A 16,981-nucleotide genomic window follows, 5' to 3' on the forward strand; every position below is an offset into this window, starting at 1 on the left:
CACCGGGACGTGCAAGAGTTGGGATGAATCCCTCGACCACGCGGGCGGTAATTTTGTTGTCCGTGATCGCTGGCTGCGCGGCATGGCAAGCATCCCCAGCTGGTGCGTCAGGGCGTGGGTCCAGCGGGAAGCACCACCGGGCCAGACAAACGCGGGCCCGGTTGCCGCGGTTGATCTTTTGATCTGGGGGTCGTTGGTCGCAGCCCCGTGCCTCCACGACGCCGCGTTCACCCCAGCCATCGCTATCTTCGGTTCACTGCCGGTAGATCGGGTTCCCGTGGCTGCTCAGATCGGCCGGCCTCGCTCTACGAGTCGGGCCGCGATGTCAGGTTGGCGGACCACGTCGCGAGCAGCTCACGCAGCTTCGGCGGCTGCACCTCGCTGACCGGGGCCTCGCACAACGCCAATCCAAAGGCGGCCCAGCGCAGGTCTGCGTTCTGGGTGCGCAACATGCTGCTGTGCTCATCCAACGGCTCAATCTCAAACCAGCGCCCCACACGCGGGGCCAGCTGCGCGGCGCTTGCCTGAACCCGTGCGCTGATGTGTGGATGCCCGGACCCGCTTAGCCCGGCCCGCACGAACTGCGCCGCGTCGCCACCTGGAATCCGCCGCGGCGCGAAGCGCAGCGCCCGGGGTTGGGCGTTTTCGGCCCGGTCCACCCGGAAACTGCGCCAATCCGCACGGTCCACATCGTAGGCCACCAGATAGTAGCGGTTTCCCACATTGACCAGATTGACCGGCTCCACCCGGCGCGAAGTGGCGATGCCCTGGGCATCGCGGTAGTCGAAAGCCACACGTTCACGGTCGCGGCATCCCTGGGCGAAGACCACCAGCACCTGCGGGTCTACCGGCTCCGGCGCGGAATATTGGGTAGTTAGCGCAACGGTGCTCGAAGTCAGGGCCTGGGCCCGTTGCCGCAGCCGCGTCGGAAGCACCGGAACCACCTTGGACAGGGCACGCAGTCCCGCCTCAGCCAGCGTGTTCTCCCCGCCGTGGACGGTGGACTGCAGGCCGATGACCAGCGCTACGGCTTCCTCGTCGTCGAGCACCAGCGGCGGCAGCGCGGCTCCGGCGGCGAGCTGGTAGCCGCCGCCCACACCGCGTTCAGCCTGTACCGGGTAGCCCAGTTCCCGCAGCTGATCCACGTCGCGGCGCAGGGTGCGCAACGAGACCTGCAGACGCTGTGCCAGTTCCTGTCCAGACCAGTAGCGCCGGGTCTGCAGCAGGGAGAGCAGGCGCAGCGAACGTTGGCTTGTACTCATGCCCACATTCTGCCTCGATTTAGGACAGAAATAGACACCTATGGCTCCTAGGGTGGTTTTATCCGGCACACCGAGAATGAGGAGCAATGCCATGAGCACCACCATGAAAGCCGTCAACACCACGCTGAGCGGCGAGCGGGCCGACCTGCACCGGGCGCTGGCCAACGCCCGCCACTTCCTGCGCTTCACCGCTCAGAACCTGAGCGACGAACAGGCCGCAACCCGCGCCACCGTCAGCGAACTAACCGTCGGGGGACTGATCAAGCACGTAAGCGCCGTGGAACTGCAGTGGCAGCAGTTCATGATCAGGGGCAAGGCCGCCATGGACTGGGACGGAGTGGACTTCTACAACATGCCGGCCGAGGCGCTGCAGGCCTTGAAAGCCGAGTTCAGCATGCAGCCCGGCGAGACGCTGCCCGGGCTGCTGGAGAAGTACGCCCACATCGGCGAAGAAACCGACGCGCTGCTGGCGGAAATCGACCTGGACACGGTCCACGAACTGCCCCGGGCGCCGTGGTTTGTGGACACCCATTGGTCGGTGCGCCGCACGCTGCTGCACATCATCGGCGAAACCACCCAGCACGCCGGGCATGCGGACATCATCCGCGAGGCGCTGGATGGCCAGAAGACCATGGGCTAGCTAACCGCCGATGTAGGACATCTCGATGCGTCGGCGGTTGCCGGGGGTCAGTGCCGCGCGCAGTTCCGAGTAGTTGTCATTGCGCACCCGCCACAGTCCGCTCAGAGCCACAGCCAGCTGCTCATCGTCGGCCCCGCCGCGCAGCAGGGCCCGCAGGTCGGTGCCGCCGGTGGCGAACAGGCAGGTGTACATCTGGCCCTCGGCCGAGATCCGGGAGCGAGTGCAGTTGCCGCAGAACGCATTGGTGACACTGGAAATCACGCCAATTTCCCCCTGCCCGTCGGTGAAGCGCCAGCGGTTGGCGGTCTCCCCGGGGTCGGTGCGGGCCAGCCGCTCCAGCGGGTATTTCTCATGAATCCGGGAAATCACCTCGCTGGAGGGGACCACGTCATCCAGCCGCCAGCCGTTGGTGCTGCCCACATCCATGTACTCGATGAAGCGCAGTATGTGCCCGGTGCCGCGGAAGTGTTCGACCAGGTCCAGGATTTCGTCGTCGTTGACCCCGCGCTTGAGCACCGTGTTGATCTTCACCGGTCCCAGCCCGGCCTCGGCCGCGGCGTCAATGGCCTGCAGCACCCGGGAGACCGGGAACTTCACATCGTTGATCGCCTGGAAGCGCTCTTCAATCAGTGAGTCCAGGGAAATCGTCACCCGGTTCAGCCCGGCAGCCTTCAGTGCGGCGGCCTTGACCGGCAAGGCGGAGCCGTTGGTGGTCAAGGCCAGGTCCACCGGTTCACCGTCCGGGGTGCGCAATGCGGCGAGCATTTGGATCAGCTCCTCGATGCCCCGGCGCAGCAGCGGCTCGCCGCCGGTCAGGCGCAGCTTGTGCACGCCCAAACCCACCGACACCCGGGCCAGGCGCTCGATCTCCTCAAAGCTGAGCAGTTCGGAACGCTCCCGGAACTGGAAGTCGCGCCCAAAGATTTCCTTGGGCATGCAGTACACGCAGCGGAAGTTGCAGCGGTCGGTCACCGAAATCCGCAAATCCCGCAGGGGCCGGCCCCGGGCATCACCCAACGGTACGAATGCGGGCTTGTCTGCCACGCCAACCTCCTGACTAGTCGGTGCCGCCACGATAGCAGATCGCGGCGCCGCCACCTTCAGCTTACGACAGCCAGTCTGCGCGCTGTAGGGCTCACGGGGCAAGCACCGGGCAGAATCCGCAGCCGCCGGTCAGCTCGCCCCGCCCTGCCCGCGGCCCGAGCCGCGCTTCTCAGGTCACACTTTGGCGCACTGGGCGCAGGCGATAGCATGGCGGCAACCGTTCACGATCAAGGAGTGGGTATGCGCATCCGCGGAACACTGGCACTGCTGGCACTGACGGGGCTGGGCCTGACCGGATGCTCCACCGCGGATCAGCCCGCCGATTCGCCGGCTGCGCAGGATGAAGGCCACACCCAGATCACCATCTCCGCGGCCGCCTCCCTGCAACGCTCCTTCGATGAGATCGCCAAGGACTTCCAGGAAGAACACCCGCAGATCAAGGTGAAGCACATTTCCTATGACGGCTCCTCCACCCTGGCCACCCAGATCGTGGAGGGAGCCCCGGTGGACGTCTTCGCCTCCGCCGATGAACGCAACATGGACACCGTGAGCGATGCGGGCCTGGCCAAGGACCCGGTCATCTTCGCCACCAACACCCTGGTGATCGCGGTCCCGGCCGGAAACCCGGCCCACGTACAGTCCCTGGCGGATCTGTCCCGGGTGACCACGGTGCTGTGCGCACCCCAGGTCCCGTGCGGCGGGGCCTCGCAGAAGCTGCTGGATGGTGCCGGGGTGCAGGTGGAACCGGCCAGCATGGAACAGAACGTGAGCGCGGTCCTGCAGAAGGTCTCGGCCGGGGAAGCCGACGCCGGGTTGGTGTACCGCACCGATGTGGTGGGCGATGACAGCGTGGACAGCATTGTGCCCGACGGGGCGCAGGAGGTCGTGAACTCCTACCCGATTTCCGTGCTCAGCACCTCCCAGTTCCAGCAGCAGGCCGAGGCCGCCCAGCAGTTCGTGGACTACGTACTTGGCGCCGAGGGCCAGGAAGTGCTGGTTGAGCACGGGTTCGGCAACGCCGGCGCCGGAGCCGAAGGCTAGGGCATGGGCCAGGCCGATGTGGGGGTGCGCGCACCCGTTGCCGCGGTGCTGCCGGCCATCCTGGGGGTGGGGCTGCTGGTGCTGCCGCTGCTGGCCCTGGTGGGCCGGGCCTCCTGGGGAACCCTGTGGGCGGATGTGACCAGCCCCAGTGCGCTGCAGGCGCTGGGGCTGTCGCTGCGCACGGGGGTGGCGGCCACCGCGCTGTGCGTGGTGCTGGGGATCCCCCTGGCCCTGGTGATTGCCCGCAGTTCACCGCGCACCGCCCAGCTGCTGCGCGCCGTGGTGGCGGTGCCGCTGGTGCTGCCGCCGATGGTCGGGGGCGTGGCGCTGCTCTTCCTCTTTGGCCGCACCAGCCCGGTGGGCCAGTTCATTGAGTCGTTGTGGGGGGTCACGCTCCCGTTTTCCACCACGGCGGTGGTGATCGCCCAGGCGTTTGTGGCGCTGCCGTTCCTGGTGCTCTCCGTGGAGGGGGCGCTGCGTTCGGCCGGGGCCGGGTACGAGCAGGCCGCCGCCACCCTGGGGGCCGGGCGCTGGATGGTGCTCACCCGGGTGACCCTGCCCTTGGCGGCCCCGGGCCTGGTGGCCGGGGTAATCCTGTGCTTTGCCCGGGCGATTGGCGAGTTCGGGGCCACGGCCCTGTTCGCCGGCAACGCGCCGGGGGTGACCCAGACGATGCCGCTGGCCATCTACACGGCGTTCAACGGTGCCGGGACCGGGCGGGAATCCGCGGTGGCGCTGTCCCTGCTGCTGCTGGCCACCGCCGTGCTGGTGCTGGTCTGTGTGCGGGCCTGGCGTCCCGGGGCCCTGAAATGAGCCCGATGCTCACGGCCCGGTTCACGGTGCCGCGCTCCGGGTTTGAGGTTTCCATCGACCTGGAGCTGGACCGGGGCCAGGCGCTGGCCCTGATGGGCCCCAGCGGGGCGGGCAAGTCCACGATCGTGCACGCGCTGGCCGGGATCGAGCAGATCAGTGGCGGGCAGATCACCCTGGACGGGCAGCGGCTGGCCGCCCCGGGGGTGCACCTGCCCCCGCACCGGCGCGGCATTGGGCTGCTGGGCCAGGACCCGCGGCTGTTTCCGCACCTGGATGCGGCCAGCAACATCGCCTTCGGGGCGCGGGCCGGCGGCAAGGACAAGCGCCAGGCCCGGCAGGTCGCCCAAGGGTGGCTGGAACGGCTGGGCTTCCAGGCCCTGGCAGGGCAGCGTCCGGCGGCCCTGTCCGGCGGTCAGCGCCAGCGCATCGCCCTGGCCCGCGCCCTGGCGGCCGGGCCGAAGATGCTGCTGGTCGATGAGCCGTTCGCGTCACTGGACGTGGAGGCCGCCGCGGACATGCGCGAGCTGCTGCGCACCGAACTGCAGCGCACCGGGATGACCTCGATCGTGATTTCCCATTCGGCGGCGGACGCGATTGCCCTGGCCGGGCAGCTGGCGGTCATCGAGCACGGGGTGGTGGTCCAGCGCGGCCCGGTGGCCGAGGTGCTCAGCGCCCCGGCGACCCGTTTCGTGCGCGCCGTGGCCGCGACCGTGCCGGCCAAGGGCGTCTTCGGGACCGCCGGCGAACCCGGCTAGGGTCCCGGGCTCCCCGGCCCCAGGACGGCAAAAGGCCTCCGGACCGAGAAGGGAACAGGCAGTCCCTTTTCGGTCCGGAGGCGGTGCCGGGCCGGCCTAGGGCCGGTTGGCGGTGATGCCGCGGCGGTTGCGCCGCCGCTCCGGGGGAGCGGTGACCGGGTCCCAGCCGCGGCGCACGGGGCGCATGCCGCTGGGGGCCTCATCGCGCGAACGGTACACGATGTAGGGGCGGAACAGGTACGGGATCGGTGCGGAGAACACGTGCACCAGCCGGGTGAACGGCCACAGGGCGAACAGCAGGTTCGCGGTGATCACGTGCAGCGCGAAGGACAGCGGGATCTGCTGCATCAGCGCCGGGTCGGGCTGGAAGATCAGCAGGCTGCGCACCCAGGGTGAAATGGTTTCACGGTACGGGTAGCCGGGCCCGAACACCTGGTGGACCATGGTGGCCACGGTGCCGAAGAACAGGCTCGCCCCCAGCAGCACGTACATCAGCTTGTCCATCCGGGTGGTGGCCAGGAACACCGGTCCCACGGTGCGCCGCCGGTAGATCAGGATCACCAGCCCGGCCAGCGTCAGCACGGCCGCCGCGGTGCCCATCCAGGTGGCGCCCAGGTGGTAGAGGTGTTCGGTGACGCCGATGGCGTAGAGCCATTCGCGCGGGATCAGCAGCCCCACCACGTGGCCCACCAGAACCAGCAGGATGCCGAAGTGGAACATCGGTGAGCCCCAGCGCAGCAGCCGGTTCTCATAGCTTTGGCTTGACCGGGTGGTCCAGCCGAACTTGTCGTAGCGGTACCGCCAGATGTGGCCCACGATGAACACGGCGGCGCACGCGTAGGGCATCGCCACCCACAGCAGGAATTGCATGGTGCTCATACTCCCGTCCCCTCCCTCGGACTAAATGGTGGTAGGTTGCCCAGGAAGCTGAGCCCCACGGTCTCGGTTGGCGGGCCCTCGCTGACCAGGGACAGGATCCGTTCCTGGGTGGCCCTATCCACCGGCGGCAGGGAGAGGGTGATGGTGCGCACCACGTTCGCCCAGGGGCTGCGCATCCCCTCCAGGGCGGCGCGCAGCACCTCAATGCCCTCCACGTGCGCTGCCAGCAGCGCCCCCGCGATCTCATCGTCGCTGCGGGCGGAGAACTCCAGCACCGCCGGCAGGTAGTCCGGCAGGTCCTGGGCGTCGAACTCGAAGCCGGCCGCCCGGTAGGCCTCCAGGAAGGTGACCAGCGCGGTGCCCCGCTTGCGGGTGTCCCCGGTGGCGAAATAGCTCAGGTACAGGCTGCACTTGCGCTTCTGGTCGAAGGTGTCCACATAGCTGCGCTGCCACTGGGCCGAACCGGCCGCCCGGGAGGCGGCCACGAACTCGGTCAGCGGCCCGGCGATCGGCGCCGGCAGCGCGGCGATGTGCGGTTCGAGCACCTCCAGCTGGGCGAACCACTCCTCGTCGGGGTAGTCCAGCAGCAGTGAGGCGAGCATGTGCACGGCCCGGCGCTGCGGGTTCTTCAGCGGCACCGGATCCAGGGTGCCGGGCAGCCGGCGGCGCGGGGTGGCCCGGTTGAGCAGCTTGGGAATCATTGCTCATTCTCCTTGGAACGCTGGTGCTGCGGCGGGAAGAGCCCCTCGGGCCGGCCGTTGCCGTCCCAGTTCAGCAGGTTCACCCGTCCCGGGGTGGAGGGCCGGTCCGCGGTCTGCCGGCTCTGCAGCGAATGGAAGTTCTCCACCGCCACCGGCACCTGCTCGCCGCTGGAGGAGCCGAACGGCCCGGCCCCGCCCATGCCCGGTCCGCCCTCGAACTCCAGCGAACAGCCCATTTCCTCCAGGTCGTGGGCCTGCTCGGCGTGGGCCGGGGGGATCACATAGCGTTCCTCGTACTTCGCGATCGCCAGCAGCCGGTACATTTCCTCGATCTGCGGCCCGCTCATGCCCACCGCGTTCGCGATCGACTCATCACGCACGTCATCGATGGACACCCCGCGCATGTAGGAGCGCATGGCCGCCAGCTTGCGCAGCGCCAGGTCCACCGGGGCGGTGTCCCCGGCGGTGAACAGCTCGGCCAGGTAGCCGATCGGGATGCGCAGCTTGTCGATCGCCGCGAACAGGTTGTTCGCGTCCTCCCCGTCGTTGCCGGTGCCGGTGACCACGTCCACCACCGGAGACAGCGGCGGGATGTACCAGACCATCGGCATGGTGCGGTACTCCGGGTGCAGCGGCAGCGCCACCTGGTAGTCGCGGATCAGCTTCCAGATCGGGCTCTGCTGGGCGGCGGTGATCCAGTCCTCGTCCATCCCCTCGGCCCGGGCCGCGGCGATGACCTCGGGGTCACGCGGATCCAGCAGCACCTGGCGCTGGGCCTCGAGCAGTTCATGCTCGTCCTCCACGCTGGCCGCATCGGCCACTGCATCCGCGTCGTAGAGCACCAGGCCCAGGTAGCGCAGGCGCCCAACACAGGTTTCGGCGCACACGGTGGGCAGACCCACTTCGATGCGCGGGTAGCAGAACGTACATTTTTCGGCCTTGCCGGTGCGGTGGTTGAAGTACACTTTCTTGTACGGGCAGCCCGAGACGCACATCCGCCAGCCGCGGCAGGCGTCCTGGTCCACCAGCACGATCCCGTCCTCGGCCCGCTTGTACATCGCCCCGGAGGGGCAGGAGGCCACGCAGGAGGGGTTCAGGCAGTGCTCGCAGATGCGCGGCAGGTAGAACATGAAGGCCTTCTCGTACTCGGCCTTCACCTCCTCGCTCATCTTGGCCAGGATCGGGTCATCGGCCATGGTCTCCAGCGAGCCGCCCAGGTTGTCATCCCAGTTCGCCGACCAGCCAATCTTCATATCCTTGCCGGTGAGCAGGCTCTTGGGCTTGGCCACCGGAGTGTGCTCCCCGGAAGGGGAGTTCAGCAGCATGTCGTAGTCGTAGGTCCACGGCTCGTAGTAGTCCTGGATTTCGGGCAGCTTCGGGTTGGAGAAGATGCGCGAGAGCTTGTGCAGCCGCCCGCCGTCCTTCAGCTTCAGCCGGCCGCGCTTGGTGCGCTCCCAGCCGCCGCGCCACTTCTCCTGGTCCTCATAGGTGCGCGGGTAACCCACCCCGGGGCGGGTCTCCACGTTGTTGAACCACACGTACTCCACCCCGGAACGGTTCGTCCAGGCCTGCTTGCAGGTCACCGAGCAGGTGTGGCAGCCAATGCACTTGTCCAGGTTCATCACCATCGACATCTGGGCCATGACCTTCATCGGTATTGCACCTCCTGGTTGCGGCGACGGATCGTGGTGACCTCATCGCGCTGGTTTCCGGTTGGACCAAGGTAGTTGAACGCCCAGGCCAGCTGGCCGTAGCCGCCGATCAGGTGGCTGGGCTTCATCAGGATCCGGGTCAGTGAGTTGTGGATGCCGCCGCGCAACCCGCTGGTTTCGGCGATCGGCACGTCCACGGTGCGGTCCTTGGCGTGGTACATGTACACCGTGCCCTCGGGCATGCGGTGCGAGACGATCGCGCGGGCCACGACCACGCCGTTGCGGTTGTAGGACTCAATCCATTCGTTGTCCCGCACCCCGATCTTCGCCGCGTCCTGCGGGCTCATCCAGATGGTCGGTCCGCCGCGGGAGAGGGAGAGCATGAACAGGTTGTCCTGGTATTCGGAGTGGATCGACCACTTCGAGTGCGGGGTCAGGTAGCGCACCGCCACCTCGGCGTTGCCCGACTCGTGTTCGCTGGTGCGCCCCAGCTGCGCGTCCCCGTACAACCGGTGCATGTCCAGCGGTGGACGGTAGATCGGCAGGGCCTCGCCCAGCTCGTCCATCCAGTCGTGGTCCAGGTAGAAGTGCTGGCGCCCGGTGAGGGTGTGCCAGGGCTTGAGGTGCTCCACGTTGATCGCGAACGCCGTGTAGCGCCGGCCCCCGTGTTCGGAGCCGGACCATTCCGGGGAGGTGATCACGCTGCGCGGCTGGACCTGCACGTCATGGAAGGAGATGTGAGTGCCCTCGTGCTCCTCGGAGAGGAAGGCCATCTTCTGCCCGGTGTGCTCCTCCAGCGCCCGGAAGCCCTGGGTGGCCAGCCGCCCGTTGGAGGTGCCGGAGAACGCCAGGATCATCTCGCACGCGCGCCGGTCGGTGTCCAGGCGCACATGCCCGGCGTACGGGCCGGAGGGCACGGTGCCGTTCAGCCCCTCCAGGGTGCTGATCTCCGGTTCCGGGTGGTAGTTGATGCCCTTGGTGGTCATCCCCATTTTGGCGGTCAGCGGGCCCAGGCTGCGCCACTGGTCGAACAGGTTCGGGTAGTCGCGTTCGACCACCTTCAGCTTGGGCATGCTCACCCCGGGCACCAGCGGCACCTCGCGCTGCACCCGCCCCTTGGGGGTGGCCATCGCATCCGGGGTGTCGTGCTGCAGCGGGGTGGCGACCAGGTCCCTGCGCACCCCCAGGTGCTTGGCGGAGTACTGGCTGAAGCGCTGGGCCATCAGCCCGAACAGCTCGAAGTCGGTCTTCGTCTGCCAGGGCGGGGCGATCGCCGGGTTGAAGGAGTGGATGAACGGGTGCATGTCCGTGGAGGACAGGTCGTATTTCTCGTACCAGGTGGCGGCCGGGAAGACCAGGTCGGAGAACAGCGTGGTGCTGGTCATCCGGAAGTCCGCGGTGGCCAGCAAATCCAGCTTGCCCTCCGGGGCCTGCTCATGCCACGCCATCTGCTGCGGCCGGGAGCCCTCGGCGGCCTCGGGGGCGCGCACCGCCGCGTTGGTGCCCAGCAGGTGCTTGAGGAAGTACTCGTTGCCCTTGCCCGAGGAGCCGAGCACGTTGGCCCGCCACATCAGGATCACCCGCGGGAAGTTCGCCGCATCATCCGGGTCCTCGCAGGCGTAGGCCAGCGAGCCGTCGTTCAGCGAATCCACCACGTGCTGCGCCGGGTCCTTGCCGGCGGCCTCGGCCTCATCCACCAGATCCAGCGGGTTGCGGTTGTAGGTGGGGTAGGAGGGCATCCAGCCGCGCTTGGCCGATTCGACCAGGCAGTCCGCGGTGGTCAGCCCGTCGAAGTGGCCGCGGGCCAGCGGGGAGGCCAGCTGGTTGGCCGGCAGCCCGTCGTAGCGCCACTGGTCGGTGGACAGGTACCAGAACGCGGTGCCGATGGTGTAGCGCGGGGGCCGCACCCAGTCCGAGGCGCCGGCGTACTGCTGGTAGCCGGTGAGCGGGCGGACCTTTTCCTGGCCCACGTAGTGCGCCCAGCCCCCGCCGTTGACGCCCTGGCAGCCGGTCATCATGGTCAGCGCCAGGAAGGTGCGGTAGATGGTGTCCGAGTGGAACCAGTGGTTGGTGCCCGCGCCCATCAGGATCATCGAGCGTCCCCCGGACTTCTCCGCGTTGTCCGCGAATTCCCGGGCGATGCGGATCGCCTGCTCGGCCGGCACGTTGGTGTGCTCCTGCTGCCAGGCCGGGGTGCCCGGGGCGGTGGCGTCATCGTAGCCGGTGGGCCACACCCCCGGCATGCCCGCACGCTGCACCGCGTAGCGGGCGAGCATCAGATCGAACACGGTGGTGACCAGCTTGCCGGCCACCCGCATCACCGGCACGCCGCGGGTGAGGATCCCCGAACCGCCGGCGTGTTCCTGCCCGGCCTCCGGTTCCAGGTCGAAGCGCGGCAGGTTGACCTCGCTGGCCGCGCCGTCCCAGCCATCCAGGTCCGCGACCGAGAGCATCGGGGTGATGTCCCCCAGGTCCAGGTTCCATTCGCCCTTGTCTTCGGCGGCGAAGCGGTGGCCCAGGGTGCCGTTGGGGACCCGGGCGGTGCCGCTGGCGTCCAGCAGCACCGGCTTGAACTCGGCGTTGGCGGCGCCGGCGGCCTGCCCGCCCAGATCCGCGGCGGTGAGGAACTTGCCCGGCACCGGCAGCCCGTTGGCTTCATCGATTTCCACCAGGAACGGGGAGTCGGTGTAGCGGCGCATGTAGTCCTGGAAGGGGGCGGTGCGCTTGGCCACGTAGTGCTCGTTGAGGATCACGTGGCCCATCGCCATGCCCAGTGCGGCGTCGGTGCCCGGGTGCAGGGCCACCCATTCGTCGGCGAACTTGGTGTTGTCGGTGTAGTCGGGGGAGACGGTGACGACCTTCTGGCCGCGGTAGCGCGCCTCGGCCATGAAGTGCGCGTCCGGGGTGCGGGTCACCGGCACGTTCGAGCCCCACATGATCAGGTAGCCGGCGTTCCACCAGTCCGCGGATTCCGGCACGTCGGTCTGGTCCCCGAACACCTGGGGGCTGGCCACCGGCAGGTCGGCGTACCAGTCGTAGAAGGAGAGCATGGTCCCGCCCACCAGGTTCAGGTAGCGTGCCCCCGCCCCGTGGGAGACCATCGACATCGCCGGGATCGGGGAGAACCCGGCGATCCGGTCCGGGCCGTACTTCTTCACCGAGTACACCTGGGCGGCCGCCGCGATCTCCATCGACTCGTCCCAGGTGGTGCGGATCAGCCCGCCCTTGCCGCGGGCCTGCTTGTAGCGCTTGGCCTTGACCGGGTCCTCCACGATCGAGGCCCAGGCGTCCACCGGGTCGGGGTGTTCGGCCTTCGCCGCCCGGTACAGTTCGGCCAGCACGTCGCGGATGTACGGGTAGCGCACCCGGGTGGGCGAGTAGGTGTACCAGCTGAAGGCGGCGCCGCGCGGGCAGCCGCGCGGTTCATATTCGGGGGAGTCCGCGCCCACCGACGGGTAGTCGGTCTGCTGCGTTTCCCAGGTGATGATCCCGTCCTTGACGTAGACCTTCCAGGAGCATGATCCGGTGCAGTTCACCCCGTGGGTGGAGCGCACCACCTTGTCGTGCGACCATCGGTCGCGGTAGAAGACATCACCCTGGCGTCCTCCGGAGAGGAACATCGCCCGCAGATCCTGGCTGGTTTCCCCGCGGCGCAGGTACTTGCCCATGGTCAGCAGCGAATCGGCCAGTGGTCCGTCGGTGGCCGGTGTTGTGTGGTTTGGCCTTTCGGTCATGACAGTGACTCCCAACTGTGACGCTTGACTCAAGCTTCGTCCTTTGTCTCGATAGATGCAAGGGTTCTTCCCCGGGTGTCACTGGAAGTGAGATTTCACATTCCCTAGATAAAAATGTTTGTTTCACTAGCGCGTTGGCGTTTGAGCGGTTAGTGTGCACAACAAGTGGTAGTGCAGCACCTGACGGTTACGGTGGAGGAAAACCATGAGCCAGAAGTCCCCAGCACAAGCCGCGCAGACGTCCCCGGAGCTGCGTGGGCAATTCCCGCAGCTGCTGCTGGCCACGCTCGCCAGCGCCGTGGGTTTCTGGGCCTGGATGCTGATTTCCCCGATTCAAACCCACTACGCGGAGCTGATGAAGCTGGGCGAGGGGCAGATTTCCCTGATGCTGGCCACCCCGGTGCTGGTCGGTGCGCTGGGGCGCATCGTGATCGGTTCGCTGACCGACCGCTTCGGGGCCAGAAAGATGTTCACCGTGGTGCTGCTGGCCTCCGTGCCGGCCGTGCTGCTGGTGGCGCTGGCCGGAACGCTGGGCAGCTTCGCACTGCTGATCGCCTCGGGCACCTACCTGGGCATCGCCGGCACCATCTTCGCGGTCGGGGTGCCCTTCGCCAGCGCCTGGTATGAGCCGCGCCGACGCGGTTTTGCCAACGGCGTGTTCGGCATGGGCATGATCGGCACCGCGGTGTCCGCATTCTTCACCCCCCGGCTGCTGCGCCAGCTCGGCTACTTCGAAACCCACCTGTTCATTGCCGGCCTGCTGGTGCTCAGCGCCGCGGCCGTGTGGTTCTTCATGCGCGAATCCCCGGCCTGGACCCCGAACCGCCAGCCGCTGCTGCCGAAGCTGATCGACACGCTGAAGCTGCCGATCACCTGGGAGATGTCCTTCCTGTACGGCATCGTGTTCGGCGGGTTCGTCGCGTTTTCCACCTTCCTGCCCAAATACCTTGTCACCATCTACCCCGATGACGTGGACCCGGTGGGGGCCGGCGCCCGCACCGCCCTGTTTGCGGTGGCCGCGGTGATTGCCCGGCCGATCGGCGGCGTGCTGGCCGACAAGTTCGGTCCGAAGCTGATTGCCCTGATCTCCCTGGCCGGGATCGTCTCGCTGGCCTACATCGTGGGCATGCAGCCCCCGGAGGGCATCCTGACCGGCATCACCTTCCTGCTGATGGCCTCGGCCATGGGCCTGGGCATGGGCGCCGTGTTCGCCTGGATCGGGCCCTCCACCCCGCCGGAGAAGGTGGGCGCGGTCTCCGGCGTGGTCGCCGCCGCCGGTGGCCTGGGCGGCTACTTCCCGCCGCTGGCGATGGGCGCGACCTACCACGCCGAAACCAACTCCTACGCGCTGGGGCTGTGGCTGCTGGTGCTGGTGGGCACGTTCGCGCTGATTGTGGCCGGCATGCTGCGCGGCACCAAGGGCCGCGGCGGCATGTAACACCGGCCAGGCGCATGCCACATGGGCCTTTGCGGCTGACTTTGGGGTGCCAATGGGGGCATACTGGCGGTAGGCAACCGAAAGGACGCAGATGGCCCTGACCCCCGAAGCGCACCTGGAGTGGATCCTGGATCAGCTGAGCCCCCTGCCGGCCCGGCAACACAGCCTGACCAACGGCTTCCACCACCTGTACGGCACCGTGCTGGCCGAGGACTTCGCCGCCCGCCACCCGCTGCCGCTGTGGGACAATTCGGCCATGGATGGGTACGCGGTGCGTGCCGCCGATACCCGCGGCGCCAGTGACAGCACGCCGGTCACCCTGCGCGTGCTGGGCGAAATCCCGGCCGGCAGCACCCAGGACCCGGCCCTAGAACCCGGGCAGGCGGTGCGGATCATGACCGGGGCGCCGCTGCCCACCGACGCGGACGCCGTGCTGCGGGTGGAGGACACCGTGGGCGAGGACGGGCAGCGCTGGGGCACCGGGCAGGTCACGATCCTGCGTGAGGTCCAGCCGGGCAAGGACATCCGGCACCGCGGTGAGGACCGGGCCGCCGGGGACCTGGTTGCAGCCGCCGGACAGCAGGTGGACGCGGCACTGCTCTCCGCGCTGGCCGCCGCCGGGGCCGAACAGCTCTTGGTGCGCCCACTGCCCACCGCCGCGGTCCTGGTGACCGGCGCGGAACTGCAGGAGGTGGGCGCGGTGCTGCAGCGCGGGCAGATTCCCGAATCGAACTCCTGGCTGATGCAGGGGCTGCTCACCGAAGCCGGCATCACCCAGATCACCGTGCAGCGCTGCACCGATGACACCGACCTGGTGCGTGAACAACTCGCCCGGTTGGGGGCCAGCCACGATGTGGTGATCTCCACCGGCGGGGTGGGCCCGGGCACCCACGACGTGATGCGCCAGGTGCTGCAGGACGAGCCGGGGGTGCGGGCAGTGCGGGTGGCCCTGCGCCCCGGAGCCCCGCAGTGCGCCGGACGCCTGGAATCCGGGGCGATGATGTTCGCCCTGCCCGGCAACCCGGTCAGCGCCGCGGTCGGATTCGAGCTCTTTGTGCGTCCGGCCCTGCGCGCCCTGCAGGGCAACGCGCAACTGCACCGGCCCCGGCTGCGCGCCACCGCGGCCGTGGGATGGAAATCCCCGGTGGGGCGCCTACAGGTGCTGCCGGTCGTCTTTGACCCGGTGAACCCGCAATTGTGCGCCCCGGCCGTGCAGGCCCAGGCGATCTCCCATTCGGTGGGCGGCTTCGGGGCGGCTGAGGGCTACGCCCTGGTCGGACCCGAACAGGGAGACGTGCAGGCCGGAGACCAGGTCGAAGTGTTGCGGGTTAAACCATGACGGAAGCACCTACGCCAGGGAACCAGCGGCCAGCGAACACGCCGAAGGCGGGCGCCGGGTTTGACGCCCTGGTATTGGCCGGCGGGCGCGGCAGCCGCCTGGGCGGGGCGGACAAGGCGGCCCTGACCCTGCACGGACAACGGCTGGTGGACCGGGTCATCACCGCGGCACGAAGCGCCGGAGCAAACCAGGTGGTCGTCATCGGCCCGCCGCACGCCGGCACCGAAGCGGACCGGGTCGTGCGCGAGGAACCAGCATATGGTGGACCGCTGGCGGCACTGGCCGCCGGGATCCGCGCCGTGGACAGCGAATGGGTCATGGTGCTGGCCTGCGACCTGCAGCACCCGCTGGCGGTCGCCACCGCGCTGCGCACCGCCAGCGGCATGGAGCTGGGGGATGGGGCACTGCTGGAAGACGAGGAAGGCCACGTGCAGTGGCTGGCCGGCTACTATCGCACCGCCGCGATCACCACCGCCTGTAAACGGCTCGGGGATGAGGTGGCCAACGCGCCGCTGCGCCGGGTCCTGGGTGAGCTGGAGCTGCACCGGATCCCGGTGGGTGAAAGACTCAGCGACGACATCGACACCCCGCAGGCCCTGGCCACCGCGCGGCAAAGCACGAAACCGGTGGAGCCGGACGACGCGCGCGGCCCCGGGCAACCTGGGGCCGGCCGCCAAGCGTCGGCCCCACCCACACCAAACTGAGTGAGAACACGACCAGCGCCACGCAAAGGGTGGCCGTGAAAGGAATTCGAAAATGGCACAGCATCTCCCACCGGAGGCCCTGGATGAATGGCTGAGCGCGGCCGCCGCCGAACTGGGCCTGGATGAAAACGAGGTGGACATTGCCACCATCCTGGACGTCGCCAAGCACGTCGCCCACGACGTCGCGCGCCCCGCGGCCCCCTTGAGCACCTTCCTGCTGGGCCTCGCCCTGGGACGCGCGGGCGAACAGGGCTCGCTGGCGGCGCTCGCCGGCCAGCTGACCGAGCGGGCCCACCGGTGGGAGCAGGAAAACCCCCAGTAGGAAGATCTGGTGAGGTGCTACCCGGCCAGCAGGGCCTTCTAGAGGTCCAGGATCTGCCGGTTGTGGGGCAGCTGGCCGTGGAACGTAATCGGTACCGGGGCAGCACGGCCGGGCTGCGGGCCATCCATTGCCTGCAGGTGCAGGTGCGGTTCGGTGCTGTTGCCGGTATTGCCGCAGCGTCCCACGGGCTGCCCGGGAGCGAGGTGTTGTCCCACCTCCACCTTCACGCTGTCCTGCATGAGGTGGCAAAGCGCCACGATGATTCCGTCGTGCTCGATCATCACATGGTTGCCGGCCAGTCCCGGCCAGCCGGCGCGGACCCGGGCGCGCTGGCCCAGCGCGTAGCCAACCGAGGCCAGGGCACGGTGGGCTTGATGATCCGGGATGGCGCGCTCAACGGCGATCACCCGACCGTCGCACGGGGCCAGTACCCTCCGGCCAAAGCCAGGGAACGCGGCAGCCGGTTCGCGGCCACGCCAGGTGTTCCACGTCAGTTGGGCACGGCGCCTGCTGTCACCCACGGGCACAAAATCGATGGCATGGGAACTGGCGAACAATGTCGTTCCATGGCTCGGCACACGGTTGGCCGGACTGTTTTGCACCAGCCACCTGCCGGTGAATGGGTAGTCCAGGTCGATCTGCGCTGTCATGGCAACC

Annotated in this window: 15 protein-coding genes; 8 read left to right on the forward strand and 7 right to left on the reverse strand. The window is 68.5% G+C overall.

The genetic code is table 11. The features are described from left to right. Positions 1-305: 305 nt before the first annotated feature. Complete coding sequence (locus GcLGCM259_RS01835) at positions 306-1,262, reverse strand: helix-turn-helix transcriptional regulator (protein ID WP_138925590.1); 957 nt, start codon at positions 1,260-1,262, stop codon at positions 306-308. A 91-nt stretch (positions 1,263-1,353) separates the two neighbouring features. On the opposite strand from GcLGCM259_RS01835, the gene GcLGCM259_RS01840 reads away from it, so the two are divergent. Further along, positions 1,354-1,902 (forward strand): DinB family protein, encoded by a 549-nt coding sequence (locus tag GcLGCM259_RS01840; RefSeq protein WP_138925591.1) that lies wholly within the window; start codon positions 1,354-1,356, stop codon positions 1,900-1,902. Here the strand turns inward: GcLGCM259_RS01840 and moaA are convergent, their stop codons facing one another. Beyond that, entirely contained in the window at positions 1,903-2,946 is a 1,044-nt protein-coding gene (gene moaA, locus GcLGCM259_RS01845; protein ID WP_246049691.1) for a GTP 3',8-cyclase MoaA, read from the reverse strand. It abuts the gene before it with no gap. A 240-nt stretch (positions 2,947-3,186) separates the two neighbouring features. Between moaA and modA the strand changes: the two genes are divergently transcribed. The 3 genes from modA to GcLGCM259_RS01860 are packed head-to-tail and all read left to right on the forward strand — an operon-like array spanning position 3,187 to position 5,555. Then, positions 3,187-3,987, forward strand: a complete 801-nt coding sequence (modA, locus tag GcLGCM259_RS01850; RefSeq protein ID WP_138925592.1) for a molybdate ABC transporter substrate-binding protein — start codon at positions 3,187-3,189, stop codon at positions 3,985-3,987. 3 nt (positions 3,988-3,990) lie between these two features. Continuing rightward, entirely contained in the window at positions 3,991-4,800 is an 810-nt protein-coding gene (locus tag GcLGCM259_RS01855; RefSeq protein ID WP_138925593.1) for an ABC transporter permease, read from the forward strand. Beyond that, the gene (locus GcLGCM259_RS01860; RefSeq protein WP_138925594.1) at positions 4,797-5,555 is read left to right on the forward strand and encodes an ABC transporter ATP-binding protein; all 759 of its coding nucleotides are present in this window, start codon (positions 4,797-4,799) and stop codon (positions 5,553-5,555) included. The genes GcLGCM259_RS01855 and GcLGCM259_RS01860 overlap by 4 nt, the downstream gene beginning before the upstream one ends. A 96-nt stretch (positions 5,556-5,651) precedes the next feature. Here the strand turns inward: GcLGCM259_RS01860 and narI are convergent, their stop codons facing one another. From narI to GcLGCM259_RS01880, 4 genes are read right to left on the reverse strand one after another with little or no spacing between them, the layout of a single operon-like run. Beyond that, entirely contained in the window at positions 5,652-6,434 is a 783-nt protein-coding gene (narI, locus tag GcLGCM259_RS01865; protein ID WP_175419295.1) for a respiratory nitrate reductase subunit gamma, read from the reverse strand. Beyond that, the gene (gene narJ / locus GcLGCM259_RS01870; RefSeq protein WP_138925595.1) at positions 6,431-7,135 is read right to left on the reverse strand and encodes a nitrate reductase molybdenum cofactor assembly chaperone; all 705 of its coding nucleotides are present in this window, start codon (positions 7,133-7,135) and stop codon (positions 6,431-6,433) included. The genes narI and narJ overlap by 4 nt, the downstream gene beginning before the upstream one ends. After that, complete coding sequence (gene narH, locus GcLGCM259_RS01875) at positions 7,132-8,787, reverse strand: nitrate reductase subunit beta (protein ID WP_138925596.1); 1,656 nt, start codon at positions 8,785-8,787, stop codon at positions 7,132-7,134. Before narH ends, narJ begins: the two co-directional genes overlap by 4 nt. Beyond that, positions 8,784-12,521, reverse strand: a complete 3,738-nt coding sequence (locus GcLGCM259_RS01880) for a nitrate reductase subunit alpha (RefSeq protein WP_138925597.1) — start codon at positions 12,519-12,521, stop codon at positions 8,784-8,786. The genes narH and GcLGCM259_RS01880 overlap by 4 nt, the downstream gene beginning before the upstream one ends. Before the next feature lie 205 nt (positions 12,522-12,726). On the opposite strand from GcLGCM259_RS01880, the gene GcLGCM259_RS01885 reads away from it, so the two are divergent. The 4 genes from GcLGCM259_RS01885 (at position 12,727) to GcLGCM259_RS01900 (ending at position 16,324) form a co-directional block, all read left to right on the forward strand. After that, positions 12,727-13,959, forward strand: coding sequence for an MFS transporter (locus GcLGCM259_RS01885; protein ID WP_138175000.1), 1,233 nt, complete (start codon positions 12,727-12,729; stop codon positions 13,957-13,959). Between the two features lie 91 nt (positions 13,960-14,050). Beyond that, entirely contained in the window at positions 14,051-15,298 is a 1,248-nt protein-coding gene (locus tag GcLGCM259_RS01890) for a molybdopterin molybdotransferase MoeA (RefSeq protein WP_138925598.1), read from the forward strand. Next, entirely contained in the window at positions 15,295-16,002 is a 708-nt protein-coding gene (gene mobA, locus GcLGCM259_RS01895; RefSeq protein WP_138925599.1) for a molybdenum cofactor guanylyltransferase, read from the forward strand. The genes GcLGCM259_RS01890 and mobA overlap by 4 nt, the downstream gene beginning before the upstream one ends. A gap of 52 nt (positions 16,003-16,054) precedes the next feature. Beyond that, a complete protein-coding gene (locus GcLGCM259_RS01900; RefSeq protein ID WP_138174994.1) occupies positions 16,055-16,324 on the forward strand; it encodes a DUF6457 domain-containing protein in 270 nt (89 codons plus the stop codon). Positions 16,325-16,362: 38 nt separating this feature from the next. Here GcLGCM259_RS01900 and GcLGCM259_RS01905 read toward each other — a convergent pair whose 3' ends face one another. After that, complete coding sequence (locus GcLGCM259_RS01905) at positions 16,363-16,974, reverse strand: M23 family metallopeptidase (RefSeq protein WP_138925600.1); 612 nt, start codon at positions 16,972-16,974, stop codon at positions 16,363-16,365. Positions 16,975-16,981 lie beyond the last annotated feature (7 nt).

It is taken from the genome of Glutamicibacter creatinolyticus, from assembly GCF_006094275.1.
In the GTDB taxonomy this organism is placed as follows: Bacteria; Actinomycetota; Actinomycetes; order Actinomycetales; family Micrococcaceae; genus Glutamicibacter; species Glutamicibacter creatinolyticus.

Bases quoted from the DNA above. Each gene is read 5' to 3' on its own strand.
- GcLGCM259_RS01905 (WP_138925600.1), bottom strand. From the start codon at position 16,974: ATGACAGCGCAGATCGACCTGGACTACCCATTCACCGGCAGGTGGCTG.
- mobA (WP_138925599.1), top strand. From the start codon at position 15,295: ATGACGGAAGCACCTACGCCAGGGAACCAGCGGCCAGCGAACACGCCG.
- GcLGCM259_RS01855 (WP_138925593.1), top strand. From the start codon at position 3,991: ATGGGCCAGGCCGATGTGGGGGTGCGCGCACCCGTTGCCGCGGTGCTG.
- narI (WP_175419295.1), bottom strand. From the start codon at position 6,434: ATGAGCACCATGCAATTCCTGCTGTGGGTGGCGATGCCCTACGCGTGC.
- GcLGCM259_RS01860 (WP_138925594.1), top strand. From the start codon at position 4,797: ATGAGCCCGATGCTCACGGCCCGGTTCACGGTGCCGCGCTCCGGGTTT.
- GcLGCM259_RS01890 (WP_138925598.1), top strand. From the start codon at position 14,051: ATGGCCCTGACCCCCGAAGCGCACCTGGAGTGGATCCTGGATCAGCTG.
- GcLGCM259_RS01885 (WP_138175000.1), top strand. From the start codon at position 12,727: ATGAGCCAGAAGTCCCCAGCACAAGCCGCGCAGACGTCCCCGGAGCTG.
- GcLGCM259_RS01840 (WP_138925591.1), top strand. From the start codon at position 1,354: ATGAGCACCACCATGAAAGCCGTCAACACCACGCTGAGCGGCGAGCGG.
- modA (WP_138925592.1), top strand. From the start codon at position 3,187: ATGCGCATCCGCGGAACACTGGCACTGCTGGCACTGACGGGGCTGGGC.
- GcLGCM259_RS01900 (WP_138174994.1), top strand. From the start codon at position 16,055: ATGGCACAGCATCTCCCACCGGAGGCCCTGGATGAATGGCTGAGCGCG.
- GcLGCM259_RS01835 (WP_138925590.1), bottom strand. From the start codon at position 1,262: ATGAGTACAAGCCAACGTTCGCTGCGCCTGCTCTCCCTGCTGCAGACC.
- narH (WP_138925596.1), bottom strand. From the start codon at position 8,787: ATGAAGGTCATGGCCCAGATGTCGATGGTGATGAACCTGGACAAGTGC.
- narJ (WP_138925595.1), bottom strand. From the start codon at position 7,135: ATGATTCCCAAGCTGCTCAACCGGGCCACCCCGCGCCGCCGGCTGCCC.
- GcLGCM259_RS01880 (WP_138925597.1), bottom strand. From the start codon at position 12,521: ATGACCGAAAGGCCAAACCACACAACACCGGCCACCGACGGACCACTG.